Source organism: Streptomyces sp. MAI_2237 (genome assembly GCF_054189285.1).
In genome coordinates, this window is record NZ_JAJPGQ010000003.1 from 1,572,927 (window position 1) to 1,589,169 (window position 16,243).

Here is a 16,243-nt window from a genome sequence, read left to right on the forward strand (position 1 = left end):
TGACCCTGTCAAGACCATTGCGGGGCAACGTGAATCAGATGCAGGGCCAGCTTGTCGCGGGCCGCTACCGGCTCGCCGACTCGATCGGCAGCGGCGGCATGGGCCGCGTGTGGCGCGCGCACGACGAGGTGCTCCACCGAGCCGTCGCCATCAAGGAGTTGACCGCCGCTCTCTACGTCTCCGAGAGCGACCGGGAGCGATTGCTCGCGCGTACGCGGGCGGAGGCGCGGGCGGCCGCCAGGATCAACCACTCCGCGGTCGTCACCGTGCACGACGTGCTCGAACACGACGGCCGGCCCTGGATCGTCATGGAGCTCGTCGAGGGCTACTCGCTCGCCGACGCGGTCAAGGAGCACGGGCGCGTGGAGCCGGCCGAGGCCGCGCGCATCGGACTGTGGGTGCTGCGGGCGCTGCGCGCCGCGCACTCCGCCGGGGTGCTGCACCGTGACGTCAAGCCGGGCAACGTGCTCCTCGGGCACGACGGCCGGGTGCTGCTGACCGACTTCGGCATCGCCCAGATCGAGGGCGACACGACGATCACCCGCACCGGCGAGGTCGTCGGCTCGGTCGACTACCTCGCCCCCGAGCGGGTGCGCGGCCACGACCCCGGCCCGGCCTCCGACCTGTGGGCGCTCGGCGCCACGCTGTACACGGCGGTGGAGGGCCGATCGCCGTTCCGCCGCACCTCGCCGCTGTCCACGATGCAGGCGGTCGTCGAGGAGGACGCGGCCGAGCCGCAGTACGCCGGTCCGCTCGGGCCCGTCATGGCGGCGCTGCTGGCCAAGGACCCGGCCCGGCGGCCCGGAGCGGCCGAGGCCGAGCAGATGCTCGCCGAGGCGGCCGAGGGACGCCGGTCGGACGCGGCCCAGGCGTACGTCCCCACGCAGCACGCGGGCGGCCCCTACGAGACGCGCACCGGCACCGGTACGGGGCCCTACCCCACCGGTACCGGCCCGCAGACCGGGTCCGCGCCCCCGTATCCGCCGCTGACCGGCCCCACCGCCGTCGGGCCCACCGGCATCGGCCCCGTGCCCGCCGCCCCGCCGAAGCGGCGGCGCCTGCGCACCTTCGTGCTGGCCGTTGCCCTCGCGGTGATCGTCGCCGGCGGTACGGCCGTGGCGCTGCAGAAGTGGAACCAGGGACGCCAGTCGGACGCGGGCGGGACCTCCCAGTCCCCGAGCCCGACGCCGTCGGCCACGTCCACCGGCGGCTCCGAAGGAACCGTTCCCGCCAACTGGCGGAAGTACCCGGACCCCAACGGCTTCACCGTGTATCTCCCGCCCGGCTGGAAGCGCACGGAGGTCACCGGCACCGGCGACGTCGACCCCGACCTCCACCAGGTCGACTACTCGCCGGACGGCGGCAAGCACTTCGTGCGCATCGCCATCGACACCTCGCCGGACTTCGCCGACGTCACGCAGCACCAGAAGGATCTGGAGCAGCAGCTCCAGAAACTCGTCGCCTACCAACGCGTCCAGCTGCGGAAGAACCTCTACCGCGACCGGAACGGCTCGGTGTGGGAGTACACCTGGACCGCGCTGCCCAAGGACACCAGGTTCCCGGGGCCGCGGCGCGCCATCGAGGAGACGTACATCTCCCGCGACGGCGCCGAGTACGCGATCTACGTGTCCTCGCCCGCGGCCGACTGGGCGCAGTCCGCCCAGTGGTTCAAGGCGATCCTCCAGGGCTGGCAGGAGAAGACGGCGCAGTAGCGGGTTGGCCGGTCACCGCCCCGGAGGCGGTTCGTCCGGTGCGGCATGATGGGGCGCATGGGGACCGAGGGGGCAGGCGTCCGTGTCATCGCGGGCCGGTATCGGCTGGGGACGCGGCTCGGACGCGGCGGTATGGGCGTGGTGTGGCGGGCGACCGACGAGCTGCTCGGCCGGCAGGTGGCGGTCAAGGAGATCCCCCTGGACCTGGACGACACCGCCTCCGCGGAGGAGATCCGCCGCCAGCGCGACCGCGCCCTGCGTGAGGCACGGGCGGTGGCCCAGCTGCGCCACCCGCACATCATCGTCGTCCACGACGTCGTCGAGGACGACGAACGCCCCTACATCGTCATGGAGTTGATCGACGGCGGCTCGCTCGCCGACCGCATCGCCGCACGCGGCCCGATCGAGGCGCGGGAGGCCGCCCGCATCGGTATCGGCCTGCTCAGCGCGCTGCGCACGGCGCACGGGGCCGGTGTCCTGCACCGGGACATCAAGCCCGCCAACGTCCTGCTGGAGGCCGGCACCGACCGGGTCGTGCTCACCGACTTCGGCATCGCCCAGGTCGCGGGCGCCACCACCCTCACCGAGACCGGCTCCTTCGTCGGCTCGCCCGAGTACACGGCACCGGAGCGGATGTCGGGCGCCCGGACCGGGCCGGAGTCCGACCTGTGGTCGCTGGGGGCGCTGCTGTGCACCGCCCTGAGCGGCGAATCCCCCTTCCGGCGCGACTCGTTGGGCGGCATCCTGCACGCCGTCGTCTTCGACGAGATCCACCCGCCCGCGCAGGCCGCCCCGCTGCTGCCCGTCGTACGCGGCCTGCTGGAGCGCGATCCGGACCGGCGGCTGGACGCGGAGGAGGCCGAGCGGATGCTGCGCGCCTTCCGCGACACCGGCCGCACCCCGGAGCTGCCGCCGTCCGACTACACCCCCACCCAGCGGGACGTGCCCCGCCGGCCCCCGCTCCCGTCCGCGCCCGCCCCGGCTCCGGCGCAGGCGGAGAGCGGGCGCTCCGCCCGGGGCGTGCTGATCGCCGCCGTGCTGGTCGCCGCGATGGCCGGGGCCGGGGTGTCGGCGGCGGCGCTGCTGATGCACCGGGGCGGCGGCGACGGGGGCGGTACGCCGTCGAGCACGGGTCCGGGTACGTCGGTGAGCGCGTCGCCGACGCCGAGCACCCGGCGCCCGTCCGCCACCCCGAGCCCGTCCGCCACCGCCTCCGCGACCGCGAAAAGCCCCTCCGCGCCCTCCGGTTACCGGGTCGCCGACGACCCGGCCGGCTTCGCCCTCGCCGTACCGGAGTCCTTCACCCGCGAGCCGCAGGGGGAGCGGATCTTCTACCTGTCCCCGGGTGGAACCTTCCGGCTCGGCATCAGGACCGCCGACCCGCAGAAGGGCGGCCCGCTCGCGGTGATGCGGCGTTCGGCCGCCGAGGGCCCGGACAGCAACCCCGGCTACCACGACGGCAAGGTCACCCCGGCCACGCACGCCGGACACCCCGCCGCCCTGTGGGAGTTCACCTGGAACGGCTTCAGCACGGCCGAGGGCCCCCGGCACACCTACGACCTGTGCTGGGAGGAGGGCGGCCGGATGTACGACGTGTGGGTGTCGGCGCCGGTCGGCAAGGTGCGGGAGGCGAAGGAGTACTTCGACGTGGCCGTGGACACCTTCACGGGCAGGCCCTAGGTCACGGGTCTGTGACCGGAACCGGCCAACGCTGGATGCGCGGGCGCATGGCGCGATATGGATGTCCTCATGAGCGCCAACGGGGGCGTCGGCCATGAGTCCGACGACACGACGAGCTTTGTCCTGCAGCCTCCCGTGCCCCGGCCCGCGCGGCCGGAACCCGGCGCGGACCGGCTCATCGCCGGCCGGTACCGGCTGCTCGGCAAGCTCGGGCACGGCGGCATGGGCACCGTGTGGCGGGCGAAGGACGAGACCGTGGACCGCGAGGTCGCCGTCAAGGAGCCGCGTGTCCCGGACCACCTGCCCGAGCGGGAACGGGACAAGGTCTTCGAGCGGATGCGCCGCGAGGCCCGCGCCGCGGCCCGCCTGGACCATCCGGCGGTGGTCACCGTCCACGACGTGGCCGTGGTCGACGGCCGGCCGTGGATCGTGATGGAGCTGGTGCGGGGCCGCTCGCTCGGCGACGCCCTGCAGGAGGGCACGCTCGGGGCGCGGGAGGCGGCCCGGATCGGCCTGGAGGTGCTCGGCGCGCTGGAGGCCGCGCACGCGGCGGGCGTCCTGCACCGTGACGTCAAGCCGGACAACATCCTGCTCGGCCGGCACGGGCGCATCGTGCTCACCGACTTCGGCATCGCGCAGATCGAGGGCGAGACGAACCTGACCGACACCGGGGGCTTCGTCGGCTCCCCCGAGTACATCGCGCCGGAGCGGGTGCTGGGCCAGCGTCCCGGCCCGGCGTCCGACCTGTGGTCCCTCGGCGTCGTCCTGTACGCGGCCACGGAGGGTGTCTCCCCGTTCCGCCGCAGCAACACCCCGGCCACGCTCCAGTCGGTGCTCAACGCGACGCCCGCCCCGCCAGCCTCGGCCTCGGGCCCGCTGGCGGAGCTGATCACCGGCCTGCTGCACAAGGACCCCGCGCACCGGCCCGACGCCGCCCGGGTGCGTGCCCTGCTGGAGGCGGCCGCGAACCCGCCGGCGCCGGTGCCGACGCAGCAGGTCGCGTACGCGGACCCGGGTTCGGCGGGCGCCGGGCGCGGCGTCCGGCTGGGCCGCGGCGCGCTGCTGGGCGGAGGCGTGGCGGCGGTGGTCGCGGCGGCGCTGGCGTACGTACTGATCGCGAATCCGTTCGCGGGCCCGCTGCCCGACGGCTGGACCAGGCACCACGAGAAGGACGTCACGGCGACCCTTCCCGTGCCGCACGACTACCGCAGGTCGGTGCCGGGCAAGGACGACAAGACCCACTGGGTGGCCTACAGCGACGCGAGCGGCGCCATCACCGTCGGTCTGACGGTGACCCGGAAGACCGACGACAACGCGTACGGCATCAAGGGCTCGGCGGCCGCGCAGATGTACGACGACGACGGCACGTTCAAGGAGTCCGGCGACTACAACCTCCAGATGCCGGAGGGCCCGCGGACCGACACGCGGCCGTCCCTGACCTACCACGGCCGCAAGGCCGCCCGGAACACGGTCACTTACAACACCGACGACTCGCAGAACCCGCTGCCGCGCGAGGCCCAGATCTTCTACTACCGGTCGACGGCGGGCGACATGTACAAGCTGACGGTCGTCTACCCGAACAAGAGCGACTTCACGGACAGAGGGCGCGAGGTGGCGCGGATCGTCCTGGCGAACTGGGACGTCGACAAGCTGTAGGGCGTGTGTCGAAAGTCCCGCCTGCCCCGCGACGCCTGGCACACGCGCTCGCGACCTTGCCGAAACGCCCGAACAGCTCCGCCATCAGGGCGCTCCGGCGCCTTGCGATCACACGCACCAGACGCCGCGGGCCCGCCCTTCGGGCGGACGACGGGACGTTCGACACACGACCTAGGCGGGCGCGGGCCGGCTGCGGTACAGGCCCGGCGTCATCCCGAACTCCCGCTTGAACGCGTGCGAGAGGGCGTACGGCGTCCCGTATCCCGCTTCCCGGGCCACCGCCGCGAGCGGCGCGTCCGTGGCGCGCAGCCGGGTCGCCGCCAGCGTCAGCCGCCACCACGTCAGGTACGCCATCGGCGGCCGGCCGACCAGGGCGGTGAAGCGGCGGGCCAGCGTCGCCCGCGACACCCCGGCGTGCGCCGCCAGCCGATCATTGGTCCACGGGGCCGCCGGGTCGGCGCGTGGCCTCCCGCGGCGAACGCGCCGTCTTCGTCGGCGACCTGCTGCACAGCCCGGTGCAGATCCTGCACCCCGAGTGCAGCAGCTGCTTCTGCCTGGACCCGGACCGGGCCGCCGCCAGTCGCCGGCGGGTGCTGGAACGGGCCGCCGACGAGCGTGAGCTGGTGGTGCCCGCGCACTTCGGCGGCGCCGGTGTCGTCGAAGTGCGGCGCGAGAAGGGCTCGTTGGAGGTGGCCGGCCGCGCGCCGCAGGGGCGCCCCGCGTCGACAAGGCCGTACCGCGCACGGTAGTCATGAGACATGAGTGCAGGCGGTGAACAGACGCGCGAGGGCCGGCTGCTCGGTGGACGCTACCGGCTGACCGAGCGCATTGGCTCCGGCGGTATGGGCACCGTGTGGCAGGCCCACGACGAGCTCGTGGACCGGGACGTCGCCGTCAAGGAGCCCCGGCTGCCCGGCGACCCGCGGGACGAGCACCGGCGGCGGGCCGCCCACCGCCTCCACCGCGAGGCCCGCGCCGCCGCCCGCGTCGACCATCCGGCCGCCGTCTCCATCCACGACGTGGTGGTGGAGGAGGACGGACTCCCGTGGATCGTCATGGAGTTGGTCCGCGGCGAGTCGCTGCACGAGGTGCTGCGGCGCGGCCCGGTGGACGCCCGGGAAGCGGCCCGTATCGGCCTGGCCGTCCTCGGGGCCCTGGGCGCCGCGCACGCCGTCGGCATCGTCCACCGGGACGTCAAGCCCGCCAACGTGCTGCTCGGCCCGCACGGCCGCGTCGTCCTCACCGACTTCGGCATCGCGCATGTGCAGGGCGAGGAATCCCTCACCATGAGCGGCGAGTTCGTCGGCTCGCTGGAGTTCGTCGCCCCGGAGCGGATGTCGGGCCGTGGCGCCGGCCCCTCCTCCGACCTGTGGTCGCTGGGGGTCCTGCTGTACGCGGCCGTGGAGGGGGCCTCACCGTTCCGGCGTACGACGGTGGAGTCCACCCTCGCCGCGGTCATCGCCTGCGAGCCGCCCGAACCGAAGCAGGCCGGGCCGCTCGGGCCGCTGATCGCACGGCTGCTGCTGAAGGACCCCGAGCAGCGGCCCGGCGCGCGGGAGACGGAGGCCGTGCTGGAGGCGGTGGCCGAGGGGTGGCCCGTGCCGGTCCTCGCGGAGGGAGAGGTGACGGAGGCTCAGGAGGCGGCGTTACTCGATGAGTTCGGCGAGGACGCGGGGACGGTGCGGCTGAGCGGCGGCGTGCCGGCGTCGGAGGCGGCGGCGCCCCCCGAGCCCGTACCGGAACCGGAGACCGCCGCCACCACCGTCGCCCCCGCCCCGAGGCGCCCCGTCCCGCGTCGTCGTGCCGTCCTCGCCGTGGCCGCCGCCGCGCTCGTCGGGGGCACCTGGTTCGCCGCCTCCCGGTTCGCCCAGCCGGCCGGCGAGTCCGTCACCGAGCACACCGCCACCTACCGGTCGGCCCCGGCCCGCGCGACCCCTGCCGCCACCGCGTCCCCCTCCACCGGCACCTGGGTCGCCCACCGCCCGGACGACATGGACGCCGTCCTCGTTCTCCCCGCCGCCTACAAGGAGTCCGCCCGCGAGGGCGGCACCGGCGGCCGGCCCCGGCTCGTCGTCTACGACACGGGGCTCGTCCAGGTCCGCCTCACCGAGTGGGACCAGGCCCCCGGCACTCCGCTGGACGCCGCGAAGAAGGCCTTCGACACCTGGAACGGCGCCTACCGCGACGCCAGCGGCTCGCAGTACCGCACCGCCCAACAGGGCCTCGACGCGGCCGTGGCCGACACCACCTACGGGCTGAAGCAGACCCCGACCCGGGTCGTGCAGCTCTTCCTCGTCACCGAGGACGACCGCATGTACGAGCTGCGGGTGGACATGCCGAAGGGAACCCCCGGCGAGCGCAAGGGCATGGCGGTGTTCAAGGAAGCCCGTGACCGCCTTGTGATCGGAAAAACCCGAACCACGGCCCGCCTCTCGCGCCCAACGCCCTGATCAGCGCAAACCTTGCCAGTGACCACTGGCGCTGTGTGAGTACTCGGTGAAGCCGCGTTACCGACGGGTACCCAAAGGCTCCGTCGCGGCATACCCTGCGCCTCATGACGGACGCGCAGGCCCCGGCCAAGACCGGCACCAATCCCCTCGCCCCCGCACCGGAGGGCGCCCGTACCGCCGCCGACGTGGTCACCCCCGAGCTGGTCGCCCAGCTCACCAAGGGTGTGGTCGGTTCCGGCCGCACCGCCAACCACACGCCGTTCACCGGCGAGAAGCTGGCCGACCTGCCCGAGTCCACGCCCGCGGACGTGGAGCAGGCCTTCCAGGCGGCCCGCCGCGCCCAGGCGGTGTGGGAGCAGACGCCGGTACGGCAGCGCGCCGCCGTCCTGCTGCGCTTCCACGACCTGATCCTGGAGCGCCAGGCGGAGGTCCTGGACCTCATCCAGCTGGAGACCGGCAAGGCCCGGCTGCACGCCCACGAGGAGGTGCAGGCCGTCGCCGTCGCGGCCCGCCACTACGGCCGCAAGGCCCCCTCCTACCTCAAGCCCAAGCACCACGCCGGCGCCATGCCCACCCTGACGCGGGTCACCGAGCTGCGCCACCCGCGCGGAGTAGTGGGCCAGATCGCCCCCTGGAACTACCCGCTGGAGCTGTCGGTCGGCGACGCGCTGCCCGCCTTCGCCGCCGGCAACGCGGTCGTCATGAAGCCGGACACCGAGACCTGCCTGACCGCGCTGTGGGCCCGCGACCTGCTCATCGAGGCGGGGCTGCCCGCCGACGTCTTCCAGGTCGTCATCGGCGACGGCCCGGTCGTCGGCCCCGAGATCGTCAAGCACGCCGACTACGTCTCCTTCACCGGCTCCACCCGCACCGGCCGCGAGGTCGCCCAGGGCGCCGCCGCCCGCCTGGTCGGCGTCTCCCTGGAACTCGGCGGCAAGAACGCCATGCTGGTCCTGGAGGACGCCGACATCGAGAAGGCGGCCGCCGGCGCCGTCCGCGCCTGCTTCTCCTCCGCCGGCCAGCTGTGCATCTCCATCGAGCGGCTCTACGTCCACGAGTCGATCGCCGACGCCTTCCTGGAGCGCTTCGCCGCCCGCACCAGGGCCATGCGGCTGGGCAGGTCGCTGGCCTACGGCGCCGACATGGGCTCGCTGGTGGGGGAGCGGCAGCTGGAGACCGTCACCCGGCACGTCGACGAGGCCGTCGCCAAGGGCGCGAGGCTCGTCGCCGGCGGGGTCGCCCGCCCCGACATCGGCCCGTACTTCTTCGAGCCGACGATCCTCGACGGCGTCACCGAGCCGATGGCGGTGTGCACCGAGGAGACCTTCGGCCCGGTCGTCTCCGTCTACCGCTTCGGCACGGAGGACGAGGCGATCGAGCAGGCCAACGCCACCCCGTACGGCCTGAACTCCTCGGTCTGGACGAAGAACGGCTCCCGCGGCCGCGCGGTCGCCGCCCGCCTGCGCACCGGCACCGTCAACGTCAACGAGGGCTACGCGCCCGCCTACGGCAGCGTCCAGTCGCCGATGGGCGGCATGAAGGACTCCGGCCTCGGCCGCCGGCACGGCTCCGAGGGCATCCTCAAGTACACCGAGGCCCAGACGGTGGCCCAGCAGCGGCTGCTCCCGATGGCCCCCTCGCTGGGGATGGACGACGAGAAGTACGCCGCGTTCATGAGCCGGAGCCTGCGGCTGATGAAGGCCCTGCGCTTCAAGTAGGCACACCCGTTCCCGACCACCCGTTCTCGACGAGGAGAGCACGTGCCACAGGACACCTACGACTACGACGTCATCGTCGTCGGCTCCGGCTTCGGCGGTTCCGTCACCGCCCTTCGCCTGACGGAAAAGGGCTACCGCGTGGGTGTCCTGGAGGCCGGCCGACGCTTCACCCGCGAGAGTCTGCCGAAGAACTCCTGGGACCTGAAGAACTACCTGTGGGCCCCCAAGCTCGGCATGTACGGCATCCAGCGCATCCACCTGCTGGGCAACGTGATGGTGCTGGCCGGCGCGGGCGTGGGCGGCGGCTCGCTCAACTACGCCAACACCCTCTACGTACCGCCGAAGCCGTTCTTCGACGACCCGCAGTGGCGTGACATCACCGACTGGCAGGAGGAGCTGAAGCCGTACTACGACCAGGCCCGGCGCATGCTGGGCGTACGGCTCAACCCGACCATGACCCCCTCCGACGTCCACCTGAAGGCGGCGGCGGAGCGGATGGGCGTCGGCGACACCTTCCACATGGCGCCGGTCGGCGTGTTCTTCGGCGACGGCGAGGACGCCGACGGCACGGCGAAGGCCAAGCCCGGCGAGCAGGTCGAGGACCCCTACTTCGGCGGCGCCGGGCCCTCCCGCAGGGCCTGCACCGAGTGCGGCGAGTGCATGACCGGCTGCCGCCACGGCGCGAAGAACACCCTCAACGAGAACTACCTGCACCTCGCCGAGAAAGCGGGCGCGGTCGTGCACCCCATGACCACGGTGGTCTCGATCACCGACGACTCCCTGGGCGGGTACGCGATCGCCACCCTGCCCACCGACGACCGCCGCAAGTCCTCCAGAGGCCGCGTCTTCAAGGCCCGCCGGGTCGTCGTCGCGGCCGGCACCTACGGCACCCAGACCCTGCTGCACCGCATGAAGGCCGGCGGCCGGCTGCCTCACATCTCGGACAGGCTGGGCGAGCTGACCCGTACCAACTCCGAGGCCCTGGTCGGCGCGCAGACCGACAGCCGCCGTTATCGCAAGGCCACCGGCGAGCCGAAGGTCGACTTCACCCGCGGGGTCGCCATCACGTCCTCGATCCACCCGGACGAGAACACCCACATCGAACCGGTCCGCTACGGCAAGGGCTCCAACTCGATGGGCGGCCTGTCCATCCTCCAGGTGCCCTACGCCGAGGGCTCGTCGAGGGCGCTGGCCTGGCTGCGCAACGCCGCCCGCCACCCCCTGCTCGTCCTGCGCTCCCTGTCCAACCGCCGCTGGTCGGAGCGGACCATCATCGGCCTGGTGATGCAGTCGCTGGACAACTCCCTGACGACGTACCTGAAGCCGGACGGCGTCGGCAAGGGCCTGCTCACTGCCCGGCAGGGCCACGGTGCCCCCAACCCCAAGCAGATCAGGGCCGCCTCCGAGGCCGCGTCCGTGATCGCCGCGGACATCAACGGCTTCGCCGGCTCCAACGTCGGCGAACTGATGGGCACCCCGCTCACCGCCCACTTCCTGGGCGGCTGCCCCATCGGCTCCTCCCGGGAGACCGGCGTCATCGACCCGTACCACCGCCTCTACGGCCACCCCGGCATCTCGGTCGTCGACGGTGCCGCGGTCTCCGCCAACCTGGGGGTGAACCCGTCCCTCACCATCACCGCGCAGGCCGAGCGCGCGATGTCGTACTGGCCCAACAAGGGCGAGGAGGACCCGCGTCCGGCGCAGGGGGAGGCGTACCGGCGTCTCGCGCCCGTCGAGCCGAAGAGCCCGGCGGTCCCGGCGGAGGCGTTCGGCGCGCTGCGGCTGCCGTTCCTGGGGATGCCCGCGGTGCCGCCCAAGAAGTGACGTGAAACGGAAGAAGGACCCGCGCTCCCCTCCGAGCGCGGGTCCTTCTTCCGTCCGTGGAGTGGTCCGGGCCTAGGCGGCCGTGTGCGAACCGGCGGTCTTGCGGCGACGGACCACGAACATCGCGCCACTGCCGAGCGCGACGGCGGCACCGCCGACGAGCCCGATCACGGGCAGCGCGGAGGAGGAACCGGTCTCGGCGAGGCTGCCGTCGACCTTCGGCGTGTCGCTGCTCGGCTTCTGGTCCGTGACCGGGACCTGGCCGCCTTCCTGCGGCTCGGTGCCGGAGGTGTCCGTGCCGGCCGAGACGATCTGGAACTTGTAGGCGACATCGCCGTAGCCGGTGCACTCGCCGTCGCTGTCACCGTAGATCGTCGCGCCGAGCGAGAAGCCGGCACCGACGGGGGCGGACGACGACACGTTGAGACGCATCGGGATGTCGACCTGGAAGTCGGGCTTCAGCGTGTCGGTGTAGCCCACGTATCCGACCGCGTAACCGGAGTCGTCGAGGTCCTCCCAGACCTCGTCCTGCGGGTTCCAGCCCTGGAGGCGGACCTGCTTGGACTTGAAGATGTCCTCGCCCGACTTGTCCGCGGAGGCGCCGGCGAAGAAGTCGAGGTCCTTGAGCGTGGAGCCGGAGTTGTTGAGCACGCTCAACGTGAACTTGTGCCAGCCGCTGCCCACGGCGATCTTGCCCGGCAGGCCGGTGATGCTGACGTCGACCTTGGAGTCCTTGCACTCGTCGACCGGACCGTCGGAGGGCGAGGCGGAGGCACTCGGGGAAGCCGAGGCACTCGCGGAGGCGGAGGTGGAGGCGGTGGCCTCGGGACTGCTCTGCTCGGCGGCGGGTGAGCTGTCCTCGGCGGCCGGGGAGCTGTCCTCTGCGGCGGGCGAGCTGTCTTCCGCGGCCGGGGAGCTGTCCTCGGCGGCGGGCGAGCTCTCCGTGGCGGCCGGGCTGCTCGTGGACGTGTCGGGGGTGTCGTCCGCGAAGGCGACCGGCGCGGACAGCAGGGCGAGAGGAGCGAGGACCGCGGTCGCGGCCGCGACACCCATGGCACGGCGAAGCTTCATCGAAAACCTCAAGGAGTCCAGTGTGGAGGGCTCCGCGTGTGGGGCGCGGGTTTGTGGCCCTTGTTCGCAGAGTTGGATCAGTGAGCCGTGGGAAGGGTTGTGCGCTCCTTCACAGATTTTTTATGTGCCCTGGATCACGTACGCTCTGCTGCTCGACAGGCGACCCACAGTTCGAGCGACTCCAGTTCGATGAATGCGGCGGTTCGCATGCTTCGATGACGTCGAGTGACGCAGAAAGGGCCGGCGCCGTGGCCGACACACCGTCCGACGAGCCGAGACCGGGTTCCGGCGGGGAACCGTCCGTACCCGACGAGGTCTGGGAGAAGTTCCTCCGGGACCACGGCTCCGCACCGAAGGAGCCGTCCGCGCGGGCCCGCATGGTCACCGAGCGGCTCCGGCAGCAGGAGGCGCGGGGCGAGTCGCCGGGTGGCTGGCGCACCGGGCCCGCCACGAGCGGGCGCACGTCCGGTCCCCGCAAGGGATGGGCGGTGCTCGGCGTGCTGCTGGCCGCCGCCGTGGCCGTCGTCGCCATGAAGCCGTCGCTGGTGCCGGGCGACCCCTTCGGCGCGGGGGACCCGGAAGCGGCCGCCGCCTCACCGCTGCCCGCCGAGACCGCCGCCCCGACCGCCGCGCCCTCCTCGGCGGACCCCGAAACCCCCACCCTGGTCCGCCCGTTCGCCGGTTCCCCGGCGGAGCGCTGGGCCGACGGGGAGGCCGGGATCGTGCTGCCGCAGGCGACCCGTGTCGGCTCCCTGTCCGCGGCCCAGGTGGAGCAGGCCCTCCGGCAGACCCGCACGCTCCTGGTCGACGCCAACCTCGACGCGGCCACCCTGCGCGGCGAACGCCCCGCCGGCGCGCTCGGCGTGATCGAACCGCGCCAGAAGGAGCTGCTGGACCGGCTGAACACGTCCCTGCGGAAGCCGGACCGCGAGCACGACCCGCTGTCGATGTTCAGCCGCTTCGACCCCGCCGAGATCAAGCTCGTCGGGGACGTCGTGAAGACCCGCGGCCGCATCACGTTCAAGGCCGGCGAGCAGGCGTCCGTCGCGATCCACGCCGACTACACCTTCGTCTACCCGGTGGTCAGGGCGGGCGGTTCGACGGAGGTCACCCGCACCATCGTGCGCCGCGTCCTCGACATCGAGATGTCCGACCCGGCCAAGTACCGGGTCACCCCGGGCAGGATCGCCGTCCGCCGTTACGACCAGCGGATCGGCAACTCCGCCTGCGACGTCCACGACGGCTACCTGCACCCGGGGTTCGGTGCGGACGGCCCGACCGGCGCGCCGCCGAGCGGTCCCACCACCGACCCCTACGATCGCAGCGAGGGCATCGGGGAGGACCGCGGCGAGGGCTGCGGGACGGTGTCGCGGGTCTGAGGCGATGACATGCGAAGGGCCCCGCGGACGCGACCGCGGGGCCCTTCTTTCGTCAGCACCGACGTCAGGGCAGCGTCGGTGCCTGGGAGCGGCGCCGGGGGGTTCCGCCGCTTGTCTCGTGTGCCCTCCGAGCGCCCTGGGTCGCCTCCCCGGCGCACGGGAGGCGCACGGAGGGTATGGACCTCTGGCAGTGCTGAGAGACAGGCAATGCGGTTGACTGCGAGGGGACTTGGGCTTTCTACGCATCGTGCTGGATGGACGCGGCGTCCGCAACCGTTTGACCCAGGGTTGTGCATTTTTGCATTTTCCGCCGGTCGGCCCCGGGCGTCCCCGGAGCCGACCGTTACTTGGGTGACCGGGCTGCTGTCCCCTGCCGTCCGGTCACAACCCTGGAGCGAGGTCCCACGACGCACGGCACGACCCGTACGTCTCATCGCTCCAGCAAGCCACGCGTGGTTCTTTCGGGCCCGCCCCTGGCTGGCGCGGACACCCCACCAACGAAGCGGTCCGCGGGGCGGTCACGCGCCGTACGGGTGAGAAGGCGTACGAACTCAGATGCGACCGCGGCACAGTTCGAGCAGGGTCATCGCGAGGGCGGTGCCGGGCCTGCCGAGGGCCTCGCTGTAGTGGTTCAGGACGTCCATCTCGCGCGAGAGGTTCACGCGCCGTCCGCCGGAGGTGATCCGCGCCTCCTGGATCACGGCCGACACGGCCATCCGTTCCTGGATCAGACCGATGATCCGGTCGTCGAGCGCGTCGATGCGCTCACGGGCGCCGGTGATCACGTCCGCGGCCTCGGGGGTACGGGCGCCGGTCACGTCGATGGCGGTCATGCGGGGCTCCTCGAAGGGTCGGAGTAGGTGCCCCGGAGGTCGGCAGGGTCCGCGAACGCCAGGCGCCCCGGACCTTGTCGGCCCGGGGCGCCTGGGAAGTCGCTCGTCAGTTGCTCAAGCGGCACGACCATGGCAGCCGGTGGGCCGGTCGCCATAGGTAAAGAGGAAGGTCGTGTGCTGAGGCATGGGGCCAGTATGCCGCGCCGCGCGGGGGTGTCCAAGACGGTTCGCATCCTGAGACGGGACCTGCGGGAGCTCGCCCAGGTAAGGGCCCCGCCGGGCCCGGTAGACTCGGCCGCACACACACCCTCGCTCACCGCCGGAAGGCAACCCGTGTCATCAGCGACCCCAGCCGCCACCGACACCGTTCTGGTCGTCGACTTCGGCGCGCAGTACGCCCAGCTCATCGCCCGTCGCGTCCGCGAGGCCCGGGTCTACAGCGAGATCGTGCCGAGCACCATGCCGGTCGCGGAGATGCTCGCCAAGAACCCGGCGGCGATCATCCTCTCCGGCGGCCCCTCGTCCGTGTACGAGGAGGGCGCCCCCCGCCTCGACCGCGAGCTCTTCGAGGCCGGCGTCCCCGTCTTCGGCATGTGCTACGGCTTCCAGCTGATGGCGCAGGTCCTCGGCGGCACCGTCGACAACAGCGGCGCGCGCGAGTACGGCCGCACGGACCTGCACGTGTCGAAGGCGTCCTCCACCCTCTTCGAGGGCACCCCGGCCGAGCAGCACGTGTGGATGTCGCACGGCGACGCCTGCTCGGCCGCCCCCGAGGGCTTCTCCGTGACGGCTTCCACCGACGTCGTCCCGGTCGCCGCCTTCGAGAACGACGACAAGAAGCTCTACGGCGTCCAGTACCACCCCGAGGTCATGCACTCCACGCACGGCCAGCAGGTCCTGGAGCACTTCCTGTACCGGGGCGCGGGCCTGACCCCGTCCTGGACCACCGGCAACGTGATCGAGGAGCAGGTCGCCGCGATCCGCGAGCAGGTCGGCGACAAGCGCGCCATCTGCGGTCTGTCCGGCGGTGTCGACTCCGCGGTGGCGGCGGCCTTGGTCCAGAAGGCCATCGGCTCCCAGCTGACCTGCGTGTACGTCGACCACGGCCTGATGCGCAAGGGCGAGACCGAGCAGGTCGAGAAGGACTTCGTGGCGGCGACCGGCGTACAGCTGAAGGTCGTGGACGCGGAGGAGCGGTTCCTGAAGGCCCTCTCGGGCGTCTCGGACCCCGAGGAGAAGCGGAAGATCATCGGCCGCGAGTTCATCCGGGTCTTCGAGCAGGCGCAGGCGGAGATCATCGCGGACGAGGGCCCGGCGGTGGAGTTCCTCGTGCAGGGCACCCTCTACCCGGACGTCGTCGAGTCCGGCGGCGGCACCGGCACCGCGAACATCAAGTCCCACCACAACGTCGGCGGCCTGCCCGAGGACCTCGAGTTCCAGCTGATCGAGCCGCTGCGCAAGCTGTTCAAGGACGAGGTCCGGATGGTCGGCCAGGAGCTCGGCCTGCCCGAGGAGATCGTCCAGCGCCAGCCGTTCCCCGGCCCCGGCCTCGGCATCCGCATCGTCGGCGAGGTCACCAAGGAGCGCCTCGACCTGCTGCGCGAGGCCGACGCCATCGCCCGCGAGGAGCTGACCGCGGCGGGCCTCGACCGCGACATCTGGCAGTGCCCGGTGGTCCTGCTCGCGGACGTCCGCTCGGTCGGCGTCCAGGGCGACGGCCGCACCTACGGCCACCCCGTCGTGCTGCGCCCGGTCTCCTCCGAGGACGCCATGACGGCCGACTGGTCGCGTCTGCCGTACGACGTCCTCGCGAAGATCTCCACCCGCATCACCAACGAGGTCAAGGACGTCAACCGGGTCGTCCTCGACGTCACCTCGAAGCCGCCGGGCACCATCGAGTGGGAGTGAGCCCCCTGACGG

At 72.6% G+C, this 16,243-nt stretch carries 10 protein-coding genes and 2 pseudogenes; 9 read left to right on the forward strand and 3 right to left on the reverse strand.

All coding sequences use genetic code 11. The features are described 5' to 3' along the window. Window positions 1-38: 38 nt before the first annotated feature. The 3 genes from LN251_RS17695 to LN251_RS17705 all read left to right on the forward strand — a co-directional run bounded on the left by LN251_RS17695 (window position 39) and on the right by LN251_RS17705 (window position 5,048). Entirely contained in the window at window positions 39-1,712 is a 1,674-nt protein-coding gene (locus LN251_RS17695; RefSeq protein WP_458245247.1) for a protein kinase domain-containing protein, read from the forward strand. Window positions 1,713-1,769: 57 nt separating this feature from the next. Next, the gene (locus LN251_RS17700) at window positions 1,770-3,392 is read left to right on the forward strand and encodes a protein kinase domain-containing protein (protein WP_458245248.1); all 1,623 of its coding nucleotides are present in this window, start codon (window positions 1,770-1,772) and stop codon (window positions 3,390-3,392) included. A 69-nt stretch (window positions 3,393-3,461) separates the two neighbouring features. Next, the gene (locus LN251_RS17705; RefSeq protein WP_458245249.1) at window positions 3,462-5,048 is read left to right on the forward strand and encodes a serine/threonine-protein kinase; all 1,587 of its coding nucleotides are present in this window, start codon (window positions 3,462-3,464) and stop codon (window positions 5,046-5,048) included. A gap of 171 nt (window positions 5,049-5,219) precedes the next feature. Here LN251_RS17705 and LN251_RS17710 read toward each other — a convergent pair. Further along, window positions 5,220-5,507, reverse strand: a pseudogene (locus LN251_RS17710) (helix-turn-helix transcriptional regulator); the annotation flags it as partial. Here LN251_RS17710 and LN251_RS17715 point away from each other — a divergent pair. The 4 genes and pseudogenes from LN251_RS17715 to LN251_RS17730 form a co-directional block, all read left to right on the forward strand. Then, window positions 5,507-5,797: pseudogene (locus LN251_RS17715) on the forward strand (MBL fold metallo-hydrolase); the annotation flags it as partial. The pseudogenes LN251_RS17710 and LN251_RS17715 overlap by 1 nt on opposite strands. Before the next feature lie 9 nt (window positions 5,798-5,806). Beyond that, window positions 5,807-7,498 (forward strand): serine/threonine-protein kinase, encoded by a 1,692-nt coding sequence (locus LN251_RS17720; RefSeq protein ID WP_458245250.1) that lies wholly within the window; start codon window positions 5,807-5,809, stop codon window positions 7,496-7,498. 104 nt (window positions 7,499-7,602) lie between these two features. Next, complete coding sequence (locus LN251_RS17725) at window positions 7,603-9,216, forward strand: succinic semialdehyde dehydrogenase (protein WP_458245251.1); 1,614 nt, start codon at window positions 7,603-7,605, stop codon at window positions 9,214-9,216. Between the two features lie 42 nt (window positions 9,217-9,258). Then, window positions 9,259-11,040, forward strand: coding sequence for a GMC family oxidoreductase N-terminal domain-containing protein (locus LN251_RS17730; RefSeq protein WP_458245252.1), 1,782 nt, complete (start codon window positions 9,259-9,261; stop codon window positions 11,038-11,040). Window positions 11,041-11,112: 72 nt separating this feature from the next. Here the strand turns inward: LN251_RS17730 and LN251_RS17735 are convergent, their stop codons facing one another. Beyond that, window positions 11,113-12,111: an LPXTG cell wall anchor domain-containing protein gene (locus LN251_RS17735; RefSeq protein ID WP_458245253.1), complete on the reverse strand. Its 999-nt coding sequence runs from the start codon at window positions 12,109-12,111 to the stop codon at window positions 11,113-11,115. A gap of 248 nt (window positions 12,112-12,359) precedes the next feature. On the opposite strand from LN251_RS17735, the gene LN251_RS17740 reads away from it, so the two are divergent. After that, entirely contained in the window at window positions 12,360-13,490 is a 1,131-nt protein-coding gene (locus LN251_RS17740; RefSeq protein ID WP_458245254.1) for a hypothetical protein, read from the forward strand. A 551-nt stretch (window positions 13,491-14,041) separates the two neighbouring features. Here LN251_RS17740 and LN251_RS17745 read toward each other — a convergent pair. Then, entirely contained in the window at window positions 14,042-14,323 is a 282-nt protein-coding gene (locus LN251_RS17745) for a chorismate mutase (protein WP_058923702.1), read from the reverse strand. 333 nt (window positions 14,324-14,656) lie between these two features. On the opposite strand from LN251_RS17745, the gene guaA reads away from it, so the two are divergent. Further along, a complete protein-coding gene (gene guaA, locus LN251_RS17750) occupies window positions 14,657-16,231 on the forward strand; it encodes a glutamine-hydrolyzing GMP synthase (protein WP_458245255.1) in 1,575 nt (524 codons plus the stop codon). The last annotated feature ends 12 nt before the right edge of the window (window positions 16,232-16,243 follow it).

What these genes read in the sequence shown, in the direction of transcription:
- LN251_RS17695 (WP_458245247.1), top strand. Translation starts at nt 39, where the DNA reads ATGCAGGGCCAGCTTGTCGCGGGCCGCTACCGGCTCGCCGACTCGATC.
- LN251_RS17700 (WP_458245248.1), top strand. Translation starts at nt 1,770, where the DNA reads ATGGGGACCGAGGGGGCAGGCGTCCGTGTCATCGCGGGCCGGTATCGG.
- LN251_RS17705 (WP_458245249.1), top strand. Translation starts at nt 3,462, where the DNA reads ATGAGCGCCAACGGGGGCGTCGGCCATGAGTCCGACGACACGACGAGC.
- LN251_RS17720 (WP_458245250.1), top strand. Translation starts at nt 5,807, where the DNA reads ATGAGTGCAGGCGGTGAACAGACGCGCGAGGGCCGGCTGCTCGGTGGA.
- LN251_RS17725 (WP_458245251.1), top strand. Translation starts at nt 7,603, where the DNA reads ATGACGGACGCGCAGGCCCCGGCCAAGACCGGCACCAATCCCCTCGCC.
- LN251_RS17735 (WP_458245253.1), bottom strand. Translation starts at nt 12,111, where the DNA reads ATGAAGCTTCGCCGTGCCATGGGTGTCGCGGCCGCGACCGCGGTCCTC.
- LN251_RS17745 (WP_058923702.1), bottom strand. Translation starts at nt 14,323, where the DNA reads ATGACCGCCATCGACGTGACCGGCGCCCGTACCCCCGAGGCCGCGGAC.